Genomic DNA, 16,004 nt, shown 5'->3' with positions numbered 1-16,004 from the left:
GAAGTTCCAGCAGGCGAGTGTGGGGTCAAAGACCAGGTCAACTAACTTAATATATTTTTGTTTTAATTTAAAAAATGTGTATATTTAAAAAGAAAACGTTTAAAATAAATGAGAAACTATAAATAAAGGAGAAAATAAGAGTAATAAGAGTCTTAATTTATATAATATTTAGTTAATTCATAATATTTTGCTTGTTTTAATTTGATTAAAGCAGTAAAATGTTAATAACATAAGTAATTACTATATTTGGTTAAGAGAGGGGCTGGAATTATGAAAATAACTGTTAGTGGAAGAAATGTTGAAATTACAAGTGGGTTAAGGCAGTCTATTGAAAAGAAGTTATCAAAGTTAGAAAAATATTTTAAACCTGAGGTAGAGGCACATGTTACTTTGAGTGTACAGAAAAATAGACAAATAGTTGAAGTTACAATACCGTTTAATGGTGTGATTTTAAGAGGAGAAGAATCAAATAATGATATGTACGCATCAATAGATATTGTAGCTGATAAACTTGAAAGACAGGTAAGAAAACAAAAAACGAAACTTGAAAGAAGAAAATATGGTGATTCACTTAAATTTCAGGATATTCCCAATATAAGCTCCGATGAGTCGGATGAAGAACCTCAAATTGTAAAGACAAAGAAATTTGCAATAAAGCCTATGTCGGAAGAAGAAGCTGTATTGGAAATGGAATTACTAGGTCATAGTTTCTTCGTATTTGAAAATGCAAATTCAAATGAGGTAAATGTAGTGTATAAAAGAAAGGACGGAAATTTCGGATTAATCGAACCGAAATTCTAAATTATATAATTGAGGAGTAGGGAGAATAAACCTACTCCTTTTAACAGTTTTATTAAAATAATTTCAAGTTTCGGCTTAGTTATCTCAATACAGGTATAAAATGTTAAATTTTTATGTATTTTAGCAAAATGATATATATAAGTTGAATGATTAAAAATTAAATGTTATAATCTATAAGGTATGATGTATAGAAAAATAAATTTACATTTTAATTAATATTATACAAATATTTGATATGTGTAAATTAAAATACTTAAATTTATACGTAAAGTATCAAGAATTATAGTGAGGATGAATGCGATGGGATTATTTGGAAAAATATTTGGTACATACAGCGAAAGGGAAGTTAAGAGAATTATTCCTATTGTTAATCAAATAGAAAAATTAGATGATATTATGAAAAATCTAAGTGATGATGAACTTAAGGCAAAAACAGCTGAATTCAAGCAGAAACTAGAAAATGGAGCTACACTTGATGATGTGCTGATTGAGGCTTTTGCAGTTGTTAGAGAAGCTTCATTTAGAGTACTTGGGAAAAAGCATTTTAGAGAACAGCTTATAGGAGGAATTGTACTTCATCAGGGAAGAATTTCTGAGATGAAAACTGGAGAAGGTAAAACTTTGGTTGCAACACTTCCTTGTTATTTAAATGCATTAACAGGAAAAGGTGTTCATGTCGTTACAGTAAATGATTATTTGGCAACTAGAGATATGGCTGAAATGGGTCAAATATACGGATTTTTAGGATTAACTACAGGTGTAATAGTTCATGACTTAAATCAACAACAAAGGCAAGACGCTTATAATGCAGATATAACATACGGTACAAATAATGAATTTGGATTTGATTATTTAAGAGATAATATGGTTATATATAAAGAAGAAAGAGTTCAGAGAAAACTTAATTTCTGTATAGTGGATGAAGTTGACTCTATACTTATTGATGAAGCTAGAACTCCACTTATTATTTCTGGTGAAGGTGAAAAATCAACTGAATTTTATAAAGTTGCAGATAATTTTGCAAAGATGTTAAAAAAGGAAGACGACTTTACAATTGATGAAAAAACAAATTCAGCTATATTAACCGATCAAGGAGTAGATAAAGCAGAAAAATATTTCCATTTGGAAAACTATGCAGATCCTTCTAATATGGAAATTCAGCACCATGTTGCTCAAGCTTTAAAGGGAAATTATCTTATGAAGAGAGATAAAGATTACATGGTTAAGGCTGATGAAGTTATAATAGTTGATGAATTCACTGGAAGACTTATGGAAGGTAGAAGATATAGTGATGGACTTCATCAGGCTATTGAAGCTAAAGAAGGAGTTAAAGTTCAGAAAGAATCAAAAACACTTGCAACTATAACTTTCCAAAACTACTTTAGAATATATGATAAACTTTCAGGAATGACAGGTACAGCGTTAACTGAAGAAAATGAGTTTAGAGATATATATGGTTTGGATGTTGTTGTTGTGCCAACTCATAAACCTATAGCAAGAAAAGATGTTCCTGATCTTATATATAAAACTGAAAAATCGAAATTTAATGCGGTAGTAGATGATATAGCCGAAACACATGCAAAGGGTCAACCGGTACTTGTTGGTACAGTAAGTATTGAAAAATCAGAACTTCTTTCAGATTTACTTAAAAAGAAGAGAGTTGCACATCAAGTTTTAAATGCAAAATACCATGAACAAGAAGCAGAGATAATATCACATGCTGGAGAAAAAGGAATGGTAACAATAGCTACAAATATGGCTGGTCGTGGTACTGATATTCAACTTGGTGATGGCGTTGTAGAACTTGGCGGTTTAAAAATAATAGGTACAGAAAGACATGAATCAAGACGTATAGATAATCAGCTTAGAGGCCGTGCTGGACGTCAAGGAGATCCTGGTTTCTCAAGATTTTATGTTTCTCTTGAAGATGATCTTATGAGAATTTTTGGATCAGATAAATTGAAATCTATGGTAGATAAACTTGGCCTTGGCGATGATGAAGCTATAGAAAGCAAAATGGTAAGTTCAGCGATTGAAAATGCTCAGAAAAAGGTAGAAGGTAATAACTTTGATATTAGAAAGAGTCTACTTCAATATGATGATGTTATGAATCAGCAAAGAGAAATTATATACAAACAAAGATCAGAAGTACTTGAAGGTGAAGATTTAAAAGATCAAATTCAAGATATGATAAAGGAAATGATTTATACGTCTGTAGATGCACATCTTTCAGGATTGGAAGATGATTTTGAAGCTGATTTAGGAAGACTTATTCAATACTTAGAAGATATATATCTTCCAAAGGGTTCTGTGACTGTTGATGAACTTAAAGTTTTATCAAATGATGAAATTAAAGAAAAACTTCATGGAATTGCAAGTGATATATATAAAGGTAAAGAAGAAGCTTTCTCAAATGAGCAAATGAGAGAAATTGAAAGAGTAATTCTTTTAAGAATGGTTGATACAAAGTGGATGGACCATATTGATAATATGGAACATTTAAAACAAGGTATTGGTTTAAGAGCATATAGGCAACAAGATCCTGTTCAAGCATATCAAATGGAAGGAAGCGATATGTTTGATGAGATGATATCAAATATTAAGCTCGATACAATTAAGTATTTATTCCATGTTCAACTTGAGATGGCGCCTGCAAGAGAAAGAGTAAATAAAGAAGTTACAACTAATTATGATTCTGAACAGGTTGTAAAAAAGCCAGTTAGAAGAAAAGAAAAGAAAATAGGTAGAAATGATTTATGTCCTTGTGGCTCAGGTAAAAAGTATAAAGATTGTTGTGGAAGAAAAGCATAAGGTATTAAAGTTATACCATTGTGAAACTTAAAATCCATTTGTATCAAAATGACGTCTTTTGGGCATTATGATGCAAGTTAATTTTAATGTATATATTAAATTAATTTTATTAAAAATATATTTTAAAATCGCTAGGTCTTGATGTCCTAGTGATTTTAATTTGAAATTGAAAGGGTGATTAAATTGATTATAAAGTTAGAAGAAGCAGCTGTTATTGCGAAAGAAGTTTCAGCTAATATCAATGAAATGAGGGCTTCTCTTTGACATCGAAGAGAGTAAAAGAAAGATTGATGAGTTAGAGCATAATATGCAGGAACAAGATTTTTGGAACGATATGCAAAAGGCTCAAGAAGTTAATAAAGAAGTAAAATTTTTAAAGGATAGACTAGATAGATATAATTCAGCAGTTCAAAGAATAGAAGATATTAACGTTCTTATAGAAATGTGCATGGAAGAAGAAAATGAGACTGAAGCAGACGGTATATTGGATGATGCTAATAATTTGAAAAAAGAAATAGAAAACTTCAGAATAGAAATTTTACTTTCAGGTGAATATGATAAAAATAATGCGATTTTAAATCTTCATACAGGTGTTGGTGGAAATGATGCACAGGATTGGACACAAATGCTTTTAAGAATGTATACTAGATGGGCTGAAGCAAAAGGATTTAAAGTTGAAGTGATTGATATGCTTCCAGGTGATGAGGCAGGAATTAAAAGCGTTACGTTAAAAGTGGAGGGCGAATTTGCCTATGGATATTTAAGGGCTGAAAAGGGAATACATAGGCTTGTTAGAATATCACCTTTTAATGCAAATGGTAAAAGGCAAACTTCATTTGCTTCAGTTGAAGTTTTACCAGAACTTACAGAGAGCCAAGATATAGTAATCAGACCAGAGGATTTAAGGGTTGATACTTATCGTGCAAGTGGAGCTGGAGGTCAGCATATAAATAAAACTGATTCTGCTATAAGGATAACTCATTTACCTACGGGCTTAGTTGTACAATGCCAAAATGAGCGAAGCCAGCACTATAATAAGGAAACAGCTATGTCTATGTTAAAATCAAAGCTTGTGGAATTAAAGGAAAGAGCACACAAGGAAAAAATAGAAGATTTAACAGGAGAACTTAAAGATATGGGCTGGGGAAGCCAAATAAGATCGTATGTATTTCAACCTTACACTATGGTTAAAGATCATAGAACCGGCGTTGAAACTGGAAATATAAATTCAGTCATGGATGGAGAAATAGATGACTTTATAAATGAATATCTTAAAAACGAGGCTCAAAATTAATGGGAAGTAACTAAATCAGAGTACAAAGTACAGAGTACAGAGTACAATGAAGGATGATTTACCTTTCCTTGCGTCAGGTAAATCTTAAACTTAACTGTTGTCAGCGAAGCTGACAACAGTAATCAAAAATATCAGTGTGCCTACGGAATTTTGGTGTAGTACAGAAACAATATTTATTACTGAAATCATTAAAATTACTGTACTAAGTTGTTAGAAAATAATTGCATATTGTGAAACAAAGCTGTGGTGGATTAATCAAAGAGCCTTTGGTAGGTGTAGGAAAAAAATGATGTTAGGGAATAGTGGCGAAAAAATTTCTAAAATAAAATTGTATAAAACTTAGTGGGAAATTTTTTTAAGCTTTAGAGCTTTAGATTGTCTGAGCGTGTTTTTGCGAGTTATCGAAAGATTTTAAGCTTTAAAAAATTTCCTGCTTAGTTTTATTAATTTTATTTAGGATTTTGAGCCGCTATTCCCTAACATTATTTTTCTACACCTGCCAAAGGTTCTTTGATTTTGCACTACACTTTAGTTCACATTTTTTAATTTTTGTTTAAATATTTTATCCTGCAATAAAACTAAGATTAATGCAGCTATGGCAAAGAGTGATAATACACAAATTTGCTTGTTATATAGAATAAAAATACTAGAATTATTGTATGCAGAATTAACTATTTCACTAGAGGCAACATCAAAGCAGCGATCAATTGAATCTGTATTAATATGTGAAACAGTATCAAGTGGTGTATGAATTCTTGAAGTATCATTATTGCAAAAGGTTACTGCGTTAATATTTTTATTTCTAAATGAAGCATGATCGCTGGCGTCCTCAAAAAGATAATTAAAATGTATATTTTGTTTAGCACATACTGTAGAAATAGAATTTATTAAACTATTCTTAGAACTATCTTTTTTACCTCCCATTATTGTTAAAGGCATAGAAGGAGAACTTCCAATCATATCAAAATTGTAGTCTTCGCCGCCTTTTAAATTGGAATAATATGAATTAACAAAAGCTTCTGATCCTTTAAGACCAAACTCTTCTCCATTAAATGCAGCGAAAATTATATTTCTATCTGGTGTTCCTAGAGAATGTATATATTTACTCATTTCAATAATAAAGCTCACTCCGGAGGCATTATCTAGTGCACCTTGATATACGTTGCCACTTAAATCAGTTCCAACGTGGTCAAAATGTGCAGATATGATAATTGGAGGCTTGGACTTATCCCTTCCAGGAATATAGCTTATAACATTTTTTAATATTGTTGTATCGGTTGTATATGGTATAAAACAATCAATTATGCAATTGTTCTTTACGTAGTTTTTTATTTCGTTTAAACAGCTTTGTGTAGCCATTATACATAAGGAATAAGGGCTGTTACTCATAAATGAGCTCCTAAAGTTTATCTTATTATCCTTTGTAGAATAAATTATATAATGATCTTTTCCAGATGTGATTTGCAAAAATGAATTTTGAGACATAACATTTGAGCTTTTATAAAATACAAAATGATTTTTTTTAAAATTTAGCATGTCCTCTTTAAAATCTTTATTGTAGACATAGGTTTTTATAGTTTCACCGTGTCCATTTACGACTTTAAGATAAGGTTCTCCAGGAATTCTTTTTGGATAATCAGCTTTAAAATTTTGATAATAATTATTAGAATACTCTTTAATTGAAGAAGCTTTGAATTGAGATTTTATGTAACTTGCAGCTTCATCATTTTCAAGAGTGCCACCCATTCTGCCCTTGAAATTAGTACTTGAAAGATAAGTTATGTTGTTTATTACAGCGGAGTGGTTAAACTTGTGTATGGTTAAATATTTATAGAAACTAAAAATAAATACAAACATGAAAAAAATAATTAATATATAAGCAAATCGTTTTTTCATAATGGCTCCTTTTAATTTATTATACATATAATTTCTATGATATTGTTCCAATATATATTACATAACTTTGATTCGTAATCTATGGCGACAAATTAAAATTTAATACAGAGTACGGAGTACAGATTACAGAGTACAGTGAAGGATGATTTTTCTACGAGAGCGTAGAAAAATCTTAAAACTTATTTTTTATTGCTTACGCAACAGCACTATATATGGTGCTTGCGAAGCTTACAATATTTAAATTTAAGATTTACCTGAGAGAAGCGAAAGGTAAATCCTCCTTCATTGTGAATTGTGCATCGTGAACTGTGAATTGAAAAAATATTGCTGTCAGGATAAACTTGGCATTTGCAATTTCTGATTTCCAAGTTGTATATCTATAAAGTACTCTCAACATGAAAGTTGAAATGAGCAAACTATTTGTTTTATAATATAACGTAGAGTAAATTTAGGAGGTAAAATAATTGAAAGATATCAGTAGTAGATTAGCACAAGAGTTTAAAATAGCATTAAAGCAGGTAAATAGTGTTATTGAAATGCTTGATGAAGGAGCAACTGTTCCTTTTATAGCGAGATATAGAAAAGAAAGAACAGGTGGACTTGATGATATAATACTTAGAGAATTATCTGAAAGGCTTGTGTATTTAAGAAACTTAGATGAAAGAAAAGAAGCAGTTATAAAATCTATAGATGAACAGGGAAAACTTAATGATGAATTAAAAGAAAGTGTATTAAATGCAGATACCTTGACAGAGGTTGAAGATTTATATAGACCATACAAGCAGAAAAAGAGAACGAGAGCTATAATTGCAGTTGAAAGAGGATTAAAACCACTTGCAGAGGAAATATTAAGTGGAAAATTTAAAGGCAATATTGAAGAGCTAGCAGAAGGTTTTATAAATGAGGAAAAAGAAGTTAAAACGGTAGAAGATGCTTTAAATGGCGCAAAGGATATAATAAGCGAAGTTATATCAGATGAAGCTGAATATAGAAAGTGGATAAGAAAATATGTAAGTAAAACAGGAATTCTTGAAACAAAAGGAGGCAGTAAAGAACCAACTCCTTATGAAATGTATTATGAATTTAAAGAAGCTGTAAGTAAAATACCTCCACATAGGATTCTTGCAATAAACAGGGGAGAAAGCGAAAAGATTCTTTCGGTAAAAATAACTTGTGAGGATGATAAAATAATTGAATATCTAAACTTAAATTGCCTTAAAGGCAATGAAATAACAGATAAATACATAGAAGAAAGTGTTAAGGATTCGCTTAAAAGGCTTATATATCCTTCCATAGAAAGGGAAATAAGAGCAGAACTAACTGAAAAAGGTGAAAACTCAGCTATAGAAATATTTAAAGCTAATTTAAAGTCGCTTTTGATGCAGCCACCAATTAAAGGGAAAGCTGTATTAGGATATGATCCAGGTTTTAGAACAGGATGCAAAATTGCAGTACTTGATGAAACAGGAAAACTTTTAGATACAGCTACAGTATATGCTACAGCACCTCAAAATGATGTAGAAGGCGCTGTAAAGACGTTAAAAGCGTTAGTATATAAATATAACGTTGGTATGATATCACTTGGAAATGGAACTGCTAGTAGGGAATCAGAAGAGGTTGTTGCAAGATTAATAAAAGAAGTAAAAGAAGAAAGAAATTTAGATGTTTATTATGTAATTGTATCTGAAGCAGGGGCATCAGTATATTCAGCATCCGAACTTGCAACAAAAGAATATCCAGATATAAATGTATCCTTAAGAGGTGCAATATCTATAGGAAGAAGACTTCAAGATCCACTTGCAGAACTTGTAAAAATAGATCCTAAATCAATAGGTGTTGGTCAATATCAGCATGATGTTACTCCTAAAAAACTTGAAGATTCTCTTAAGGGAGTAGTTGAAGATAGCGTTAATAATGTTGGAGTTGATTTAAATATTGCAACACCATCTCTTCTTTCTTATGTATCTGGAATTAATGCCAACATATCAAAAAATATTGTTGAGTATAGAGAGGAAAATGGAAAGTTTAAAAGTAGAAAAGAGCTTTTAAAGGTAAAAAGGCTTGGACCTAAAGCTTTTGAGCAGTGTGCTGGATTTTTAAGAGTTACAGAAAGTAAAGAACCACTAGATAATACTTCAGTTCATCCTGAATCTTATGCAGCAGCAAAAAATCTTTTAGGTAAACTTGGGTATGAAGTTTCCGATATTAAAGATGGAAAATTATCAGATATAGAGAGTAGAGTTAAATTAATAGGAGTAGATAAATTAGCAGAAGAATTAGGAATAGGAGTTCCAACATTAGTTGATATAGTTAAAGAAGTAAAGAAACCAGGAAGAGATCCAAGAGAGGAAATGCCAAAACCAATTCTTAAAACAGGAATAGTTGATATAAAGCAACTTAAGCCAGGCATGGTTTTAACAGGTACCGTTAGAAACGTTGCTGATTTTGGAGCTTTTGTAGATATTGGAGTTCATCAGGATGGTCTTGTGCATATTAGTCAACTTTCAGATAGATTTGTAAAACATCCTCTAGATGTTGTGAGTGTTGGAGATATAGTTGAAGTGAGAATAATTGAAGTGGATGAAAAAAGAAATAGAATATCCTTAAGTATGAAAAAGGAAAGCTAAAATTAAAAAATTACTTGAATATATTTATAAAATTTAGTATAATTAATTTAAATTAATATTGATAATCTTCAGGGCAGGGTTAGATTCCCTACCGGCGGTATAGCCCGCGAGCCATTATATGGCATGATTCGGTGAAATTCCGAGGCCGACAGTAAAGTCTGGATGGAAGAAGAGAATGTAAGTGTAATTTTTATGCCCTGACTTTGTGTTGGGGCTTTTATTATGCGCTTCTGAAGATATCAAAAATAGGAGGCATAAAAATGAAAAATTTCAAATTAAGTGATTTAATCAAAATTGCACTACTCGGTGTTATAGCTTTTTTACTCATGTTTGTAGCAGTTCCAATACCAATATTTCCGAGTTTTTTAAAACTAGATGTTAGTGATTTACCAGCACTTGTAGGTGCATTTTCCTTAGGACCTGTAGCTGGAGTGTTAATAGAACTAGTAAAAAACCTTCTTCAGGTTCCAAGAACTGCAACTGCTGGAGTAGGAGAACTTGCAAATTTTCTTATAGGTGCATCCTTAGTATTCACTGCTGGGGCAATGTACAAGCACAAAAAAACAAGAGGAAATGCTGTACTTTCACTTATAACAGGAACTGTTATTATGGCAGTAGTAGGAAGCTTACTTAACTACTTTGTTTTATTACCTTTATACGAAACAGCATTACATTTCCCTATAAAAGCAATAGTAGCAATGGGTCATGCAATAAATCCTAGTATTAATGGAATTAACAGTTTTGTAGCCTTAGCAATATTTCCGTTTAATATTTTAAAGGGAGTAATAATTTCTTGTATAACAATGGCTGTATATAAAAAGATTTCTCCAGTACTTCACAAGGAGATAGAAAACAATACTGCTCAGGAAGTATATGATAGAAAGTAAAAATAATGTGAAGCATTAAACCAGAGTACAAAGTACAGAGTACAGAGTACAGTGAAGGATGATTTACCTTTCCTTACCGTCAGGTAAATCTTAAACTTAAATGTTGTCAGCTTCGCTGAACAACATTAGGAACGCGATTGCGTAAGCAATCAAAAAATAAGTTTTAAGATTTTCTGTAGCTTTGCTACAGAAAATCATCCTTCACTGTACTTTGTACTCTGTACTCCGTACTCTGAATAATGTTTCGTATTTTTAAATGTTTCTTTTCCACATTATTATTGCATCTTCATTATTGTCGTTGTAATAATTTTTTCTGATGCCTTCTTCTATAAATCCAAACTTTGTATAAAGATTTTTGGCAACATAGTTTGAAACACGTACCTCAAGGGTAAGAGAACTGATGTCATTTTTTTTACAAACATCAATAAGTGCTTCAATTATTTTTTTGCCAGCACCTATTCCCCTAAATTCAGGATGAACAGCTATATTAGTGATGTGCCCTTCATCAAGTATAAGCCACATTCCCCCATAGCCTATAACTAAATTATCTAGTTTTACAACTACGTATTTTGCAAATTTATTTGTAAGTTCTTTTTCCATTGCATCTTTTGTCCATGGTATTGAAAAACTTAAATTTTCTATAGACATAATTTCTCTAAGATATTTTTTTTCAAAAGAACAAACTTCTAAATTACTCATTTATATCCCTTCCAGTTCTCAATTCATATTCTCTTTCAGCTTGAGATTTTCTAAGGTAAATTGGAGCAGATGTAATAGGATTATCACAAATTCCTTGTTTAATTAAATTCATACCAAGTTCACATAAACCCGAAGCTTTAACAAGATTTAAGGATGCAGGTGCGAATTTTACATCTGAAAGTTGATTTTTTAATTCTTCTCTAAATTTTGGAACAGCATCTCCTATAAAAGTTATAGGTAAATCATGATTCTTTAAAATTTCTACTAATTCATCTACTGAAATTGCCATATAGTCTGTAATTTTCTTTAAAGTATTTCCTTCGAATTTATATAATGCAGTATATACGTTATTTCTTAAGGCATCTAATATTGGACATATGATTCCTGTAGTGTAAGCTAAACTGTATGCAAGGGTATCTAGAGAGGATATACTTACAAAAGGTTTCTTAGATCCATCGCTTAATCCTTTTACCACAGCCATGCCTATCCTAAGTCCGGTGAAAGAGCCAGGACCTTTAGAAACAACAAATCCATCTAAGTCATCTATAGTGAGCTTTAAATTTTTTAGCGTGTAATCTACTATATTCATAAGTATTACTGAGTGTTGTTTTTTATAATTAAAAGTAATTTCTCCAAGTAATTTATCATCAGACATCACAGCGCAGGTAGCAGATTCTGTAGCGGTGTCAATACCAAGTAAGTTCATATTTTAATCTCCTTTACATAATCATATCTATTTCCTATAGAATTTATTACTATTTTTCTATAATTATCTCCGAGCTCTGGAAGTTTAGTTATAGTTAAATTTATTCTTTCAAGTGGTATAAGTTCGTCAATATAATTTGACCATTCTATAACACTTACAGAATCACTAAATATGTAATCATCAAATCCTATAGCAGCAATTTCATCTGGGTCATTAACTCTGTATACATCAAAATGATATAATTTAAGTCTACCATTATATTCATTTAATATGTTAAATGTGGGACTTGTTATGTAATCAGTTATTCCAAGACCTTTAGCAAGACCTTTAGTAAAATGAGTTTTTCCCGCACCGAGATCCCCATTTATGCAGATTATATCCCCTTCTTTTACGAGAGCACCAAATTGTTCTCCTATATTTAAGGTTTTTTCAACACTGTCAACAATAAATTCCATTTTATCACCTCTGAACGTTTATCCATAAAAATATTTTATATCAAAAATAAAAAAAAGAAAAGGTAATACAAAGAATTATTACCTTAACTATGTAAAGCACCTTTCAATTGTTCTACAGCCTTAGGACAAATAAAACCATCTGAAGTCATGCCATTAAGTATTTTAAAGGATTGTTCATAGCTTAAGCCTTTTCTGTAAGGTCTGTCTTCTATTAATGCTTGATAAATATCACACACACACATTATTCGGCATTCCTCAGATATTTTATCAGCTGTAAGTTTCATCGGATATCCTCGACCGTTGAGTTTTTCATGATGAGAAGATGCCCAATAGCTAATCTCTTTAATGTCTTCAATCCTATCTAAGATAATTTTTGTATAGTAAACATGTGATTTTATAATTGAAAATTCGTCATCCGTAAGAGCACCGTTTTTATCAAGTATTGATGACGGAATTGCAAGTTTACCTATATCATGAAGTAAGCCAGCTATTCTCATTTTTACACATTTTTCTTCGGGATATCCAACATATTTTGAAACCTTATAAGCTAATTTTGAAATTCCTCTTGAATGTTCTGCCGTAAAGCTACTCTTGTTATCTATTATTTTTGAAAGTATGTAAGCAATTTGCTCAAATTGTTCAAGGTTAACCGTTGCATCAATTACGGGGGAGATACTGTCTAATATGAAATCAATAAATGAAATATTTTCTAGGTCAAACCAAAAAATTTCTTTTTCACAAACTGATAAAAATGCGTCAACAATATTACTGTCAAAAATTGTATTTGAATTTGATGATATTGAAAAACATATGTCTGTACGTTGATTGTATGCAGGAATATTTTCCTTATAAAGCATATCTATTAAATCACAAATATGAATTATTCTACTTTCAATCGGAATATCATTGCCTTTAGCACAAAATGGACCGCTGCCATCAAAGTTTTCATGGTGATTAAGAATAATTTTTGAAATATCACTGAAAATAGGGAGATTTCTAGTTAGTTTTTCACCATTTAAGCAGTGTTCTTTAATAAAGGAAGCTGAAGTGTGGCTTTTATTTAAAGAATTAGCAGCTCCTATATCGTGCAGTAGAGCAGCTATGTATAAATTTTTCATAGAATCATCACTCAAATTGAATTTTTTCCCTATCTTTAAAGCTATGTAAGTTACACGCTTTGAATGATTTGAAAATTTGTGACTAGTTGAAAATGAAGTTTTAAATTCAGCGCTAAGGGATTCTCTCTCAATAGAGCTAGCTTGGGAAAGATCCAAAGCTAATGATATTGATCTTATAATTTTATCGAAACTTATATCCATAGTTATCCTCCATAATGTAGTTACACTTTTTTCATTTTAACATATTTGTGTTAATTATAAAATGAGAAAAACTTATTTTATGTAAAAAATTATTCTATACTTGTTGTAGATTGACGTTATTTATGTGTATAATATAATGAAACCATTATAATTTAATCTATATATGATTTAAAATGGTTTACTTTAGTCAAATTTAATTTGGGGTGAATAACAATGAAGAAAATTTTAGCTTTTGTTATTATAGTTCTCCTTTCATTTAGCTTAAGTGGATGTAAAGACAGCCAAAGAGCAAATTTAAATATTCCGAAAGAGCAAAATAGTGATAACAAAACAAGTGGCATAAGTTTGGATATAATGGTTACAAATAGATATCTTTATAATATAGTTAATGATTTAGTTGGAGATAAAGATAATGTTCAATTTATGTTTAAAGATGATAATGATATAAAACAATTTAAATACACATCAGATAGTTTAAATAATATAAGTAAATATGATTTATTTATATATTCAGGTGCAGATTTTGAACCGTGGATTGCTGGGTTTGTAAATAAGTTGGATGTTAGTAAAGTTGGGGTAATAGATGCTTCAAGGGGAACGAAGATAATTTCTCTTGATAAAAAAATTACATATGGTGATGAAACTATAGATAAAAATCCATACTATTGGACTAATATTGATAATTACAAAATAATGATTCTAAATATAAAAAATGCACTTGAAGAAAAGGATCCTAAGAGTAGAAATTTTTATGAAAATAGATTTAAAAATTCTATAAACAATGTTAAAATTATTGATAATGACTTAAAAGCAGCATTAACTAAATTAAATGGTTATACTTTTGTAACTACTGATTTTAAATATGATTATTTTTTTAGTTACTATGATTTGAAAAATGTTAAATATGATGAACTTAATGATTCATCGTTCGATTCAACTATGGAAAAAAAGGTGAGCGATGATAAAAAAATATTTTTTGTTTATAGTGATGATTTAGAATTACAAAATAGTAAGAAAATAATTGACAAGTATGGTATGAAACCATTAAAGTTTGACGTATACTATAAAAATGGTAGTTTCATAAGTATGATGAAAAATAATATAAATTCAATAAATAAATTTATAAGTAAGTAATTAGATTTTTTTGCGCCAGCGTAGAAAAATCAACTTTCACTGTACCATGTACACTTTAAATAAATAGTTAACTAGGTATATTTATATAAAATAATTAAATAAATATATTTAAAGATATACCATTGTGAAACTTAAAATTTATTTGTACCAAAATGCCGGTTTCTTGGCATCATGATGCAAATTGATTTTGGTAGTTGAAATGGTTTATCTATTATAGAGATAAACAATTTAAATTGTTTGTTTTTAATAATTGAAGGGGGCATAATTCAATGTTAATTAGTAATCTTATTACACACAAATCAGAATTATTAACTGTTAAACCTACTGATTTAATTAGCAAAGCTTTGGAGGTTATTAACAAAAATAATTTATTATCAATACCAGTTATTGATGATGATAAATATTATGGGTATATTTCAAAGGAAATTATTTTTAGTTTTCAATTTGAAAAAAATATCGATAAAAAGAGTCTTATTTCAGATTTCAAAGTTGAAGAATTAATGAAAAGTGACTTACCAATTGCTTCTCCGTGGGATGGAGTTGAACAAGTTGTATCATATTTGGAACATAAACATATACCGTTTGTTCCGATTATAGGGAAATATGATTCATTTAATGGTATAGTTACGCATCATGCAGTATTTCATCAATTTAACGAGATATTTGGGGTTAACAAAGGTGAAAAACTATCAGTAGTAGCTTTTGATATTCCTGGTCAAATTTCTAAAATTTCAAGAATAATATCCGAAAATAATGGTGACATATTAAGTTTTGTTGTAATAGACCCTAAAACTGCTATTGATGTAAAAGAAATAGTTGTAAGATTGGTTTCAGAAGACTTTGATAAAATAGTTAAAGAAATAAAGAAAGCTGGTTTTCAAGTCCAAGATTAATAAATTATACAAAACATTTTAAGAAAATATTGAAAAATTAAACTATACTTGTTTGCAGACATTGCTTTTTTATTTGATATGTTTCAAGTATAGTTTTGTTTTATAGATAAAACATTTCAACTATTAAAATTCATGTGAACCAAAATGCCCAGAAGATGGCATTTTGGTACAAATAAATTTTAAGTTTCGAGGTGGTTTATCTTTATAGATATACCAGCTCAACTATTAAAATTCATGTGAACCATAATGCCTAGAAGACGGCATTTTGGTACAAATGAATTTTAAGTTTCGAGGTGGTTTATCTTTATCTATAGGAGCATGTAAAAAATATAGGTATTTTTTTTTATGAAAAGCTCATAATGTTTTATGTGAGGTATAGTAAAAACTACAAAATACCTTTTTTTACATCCTCATAATATTAGAGAACTAAAAAATAAATAAAATTTATATATTTGTGTCTAATTTTGAATAATAAGATTTGT

12 protein-coding genes and 1 riboswitch are annotated in these 16,004 nt (G+C 30.0%); of the genes, 7 read left to right on the top strand and 5 right to left on the bottom strand.

Features of this window, described 5'->3' with window-relative positions; genetic code table 11:
* The first annotated feature begins 270 nt into the window (after positions 1–270).
* From hpf to prfB, 3 genes are all read left to right on the top strand, one after another.
* On the top strand, positions 271–801 hold the full coding sequence (hpf, locus tag CUEA01_RS13905) for a ribosome hibernation-promoting factor, HPF/YfiA family (RefSeq protein WP_234122297.1): 531 nt from the start codon (positions 271–273) through the stop codon (positions 799–801).
* Positions 802–1,101: 300 nt separating this feature from the next.
* A complete protein-coding gene (secA, locus tag CUEA01_RS13900) occupies positions 1,102–3,612 on the top strand; it encodes a preprotein translocase subunit SecA (protein ID WP_234122296.1) in 2,511 nt (836 codons plus the stop codon).
* Positions 3,613–3,795: 183 nt separating this feature from the next.
* Positions 3,796–4,906, top strand: a protein-coding gene (gene prfB / locus CUEA01_RS13895; protein ID WP_407929256.1) for a peptide chain release factor 2 whose coding sequence is annotated in 2 segments (ribosomal slippage) — positions 3,796–3,873 and positions 3,875–4,906 — 1,110 coding nt in all. Because the reading frame shifts where the segments join, the coding sequence is not laid out codon by codon here.
* A gap of 528 nt (positions 4,907–5,434) precedes the next feature.
* Here the strand turns inward: prfB and CUEA01_RS13890 are convergent.
* Entirely contained in the window at positions 5,435–6,802 is a 1,368-nt protein-coding gene (locus CUEA01_RS13890; protein ID WP_234122294.1) for a M28 family metallopeptidase, read from the bottom strand.
* Between the two features lie 464 nt (positions 6,803–7,266).
* On the opposite strand from CUEA01_RS13890, the gene CUEA01_RS13885 reads away from it, so the two are divergent.
* Both CUEA01_RS13885 and CUEA01_RS13880 read left to right on the top strand, forming a co-directional pair.
* Entirely contained in the window at positions 7,267–9,429 is a 2,163-nt protein-coding gene (locus CUEA01_RS13885; RefSeq protein ID WP_234122293.1) for a Tex family protein, read from the top strand.
* A 60-nt stretch (positions 9,430–9,489) separates the two neighbouring features.
* Positions 9,490–9,607: riboswitch (FMN riboswitch) on the top strand.
* An 82-nt stretch (positions 9,608–9,689) separates the two neighbouring features.
* Complete coding sequence (locus CUEA01_RS13880) at positions 9,690–10,316, top strand: ECF transporter S component (RefSeq protein WP_234122292.1); 627 nt, start codon at positions 9,690–9,692, stop codon at positions 10,314–10,316.
* A gap of 252 nt (positions 10,317–10,568) precedes the next feature.
* Here the strand turns inward: CUEA01_RS13880 and rimI are convergent, their stop codons facing one another.
* The 4 genes from rimI to CUEA01_RS13860 form a co-directional block, all read right to left on the bottom strand.
* Entirely contained in the window at positions 10,569–11,015 is a 447-nt protein-coding gene (gene rimI / locus CUEA01_RS13875) for a ribosomal protein S18-alanine N-acetyltransferase (RefSeq protein ID WP_234122291.1), read from the bottom strand.
* Positions 11,008–11,721 (bottom strand): tRNA (adenosine(37)-N6)-threonylcarbamoyltransferase complex dimerization subunit type 1 TsaB, encoded by a 714-nt coding sequence (tsaB, locus tag CUEA01_RS13870; RefSeq protein WP_234122290.1) that lies wholly within the window; start codon positions 11,719–11,721, stop codon positions 11,008–11,010. The genes rimI and tsaB overlap by 8 nt, the downstream gene beginning before the upstream one ends.
* Positions 11,718–12,176, bottom strand: coding sequence for a tRNA (adenosine(37)-N6)-threonylcarbamoyltransferase complex ATPase subunit type 1 TsaE (gene tsaE, locus CUEA01_RS13865; RefSeq protein WP_234122289.1), 459 nt, complete (start codon positions 12,174–12,176; stop codon positions 11,718–11,720). The genes tsaB and tsaE overlap by 4 nt, the downstream gene beginning before the upstream one ends.
* Positions 12,177–12,259: 83 nt before the next feature.
* Positions 12,260–13,495, bottom strand: coding sequence for an HD-GYP domain-containing protein (locus tag CUEA01_RS13860; protein WP_234122288.1), 1,236 nt, complete (start codon positions 13,493–13,495; stop codon positions 12,260–12,262).
* A gap of 213 nt (positions 13,496–13,708) precedes the next feature.
* Between CUEA01_RS13860 and CUEA01_RS13855 the strand changes: the two genes are divergently transcribed.
* Together CUEA01_RS13855 and CUEA01_RS13850 are read left to right on the top strand one after the other, a co-directional pair.
* Complete coding sequence (locus CUEA01_RS13855; protein WP_234122287.1) at positions 13,709–14,629, top strand: metal ABC transporter substrate-binding protein; 921 nt, start codon at positions 13,709–13,711, stop codon at positions 14,627–14,629.
* A 269-nt stretch (positions 14,630–14,898) separates the two neighbouring features.
* Positions 14,899–15,522: a CBS domain-containing protein gene (locus CUEA01_RS13850; RefSeq protein ID WP_234122286.1), complete on the top strand. Its 624-nt coding sequence runs from the start codon at positions 14,899–14,901 to the stop codon at positions 15,520–15,522.
* The last annotated feature ends 482 nt before the right edge of the window (positions 15,523–16,004 follow it).

Origin of the sequence: Clostridium hydrogenum, from assembly GCF_021432385.1 — a bacterium.
Lineage (GTDB): Bacteria > Bacillota > Clostridia > Clostridiales > Clostridiaceae > Clostridium_S > Clostridium_S hydrogenum.
Note: the sequence above shows the minus strand (reverse complement) of the source record. Positions and strands in the feature narration are given on the sequence as shown.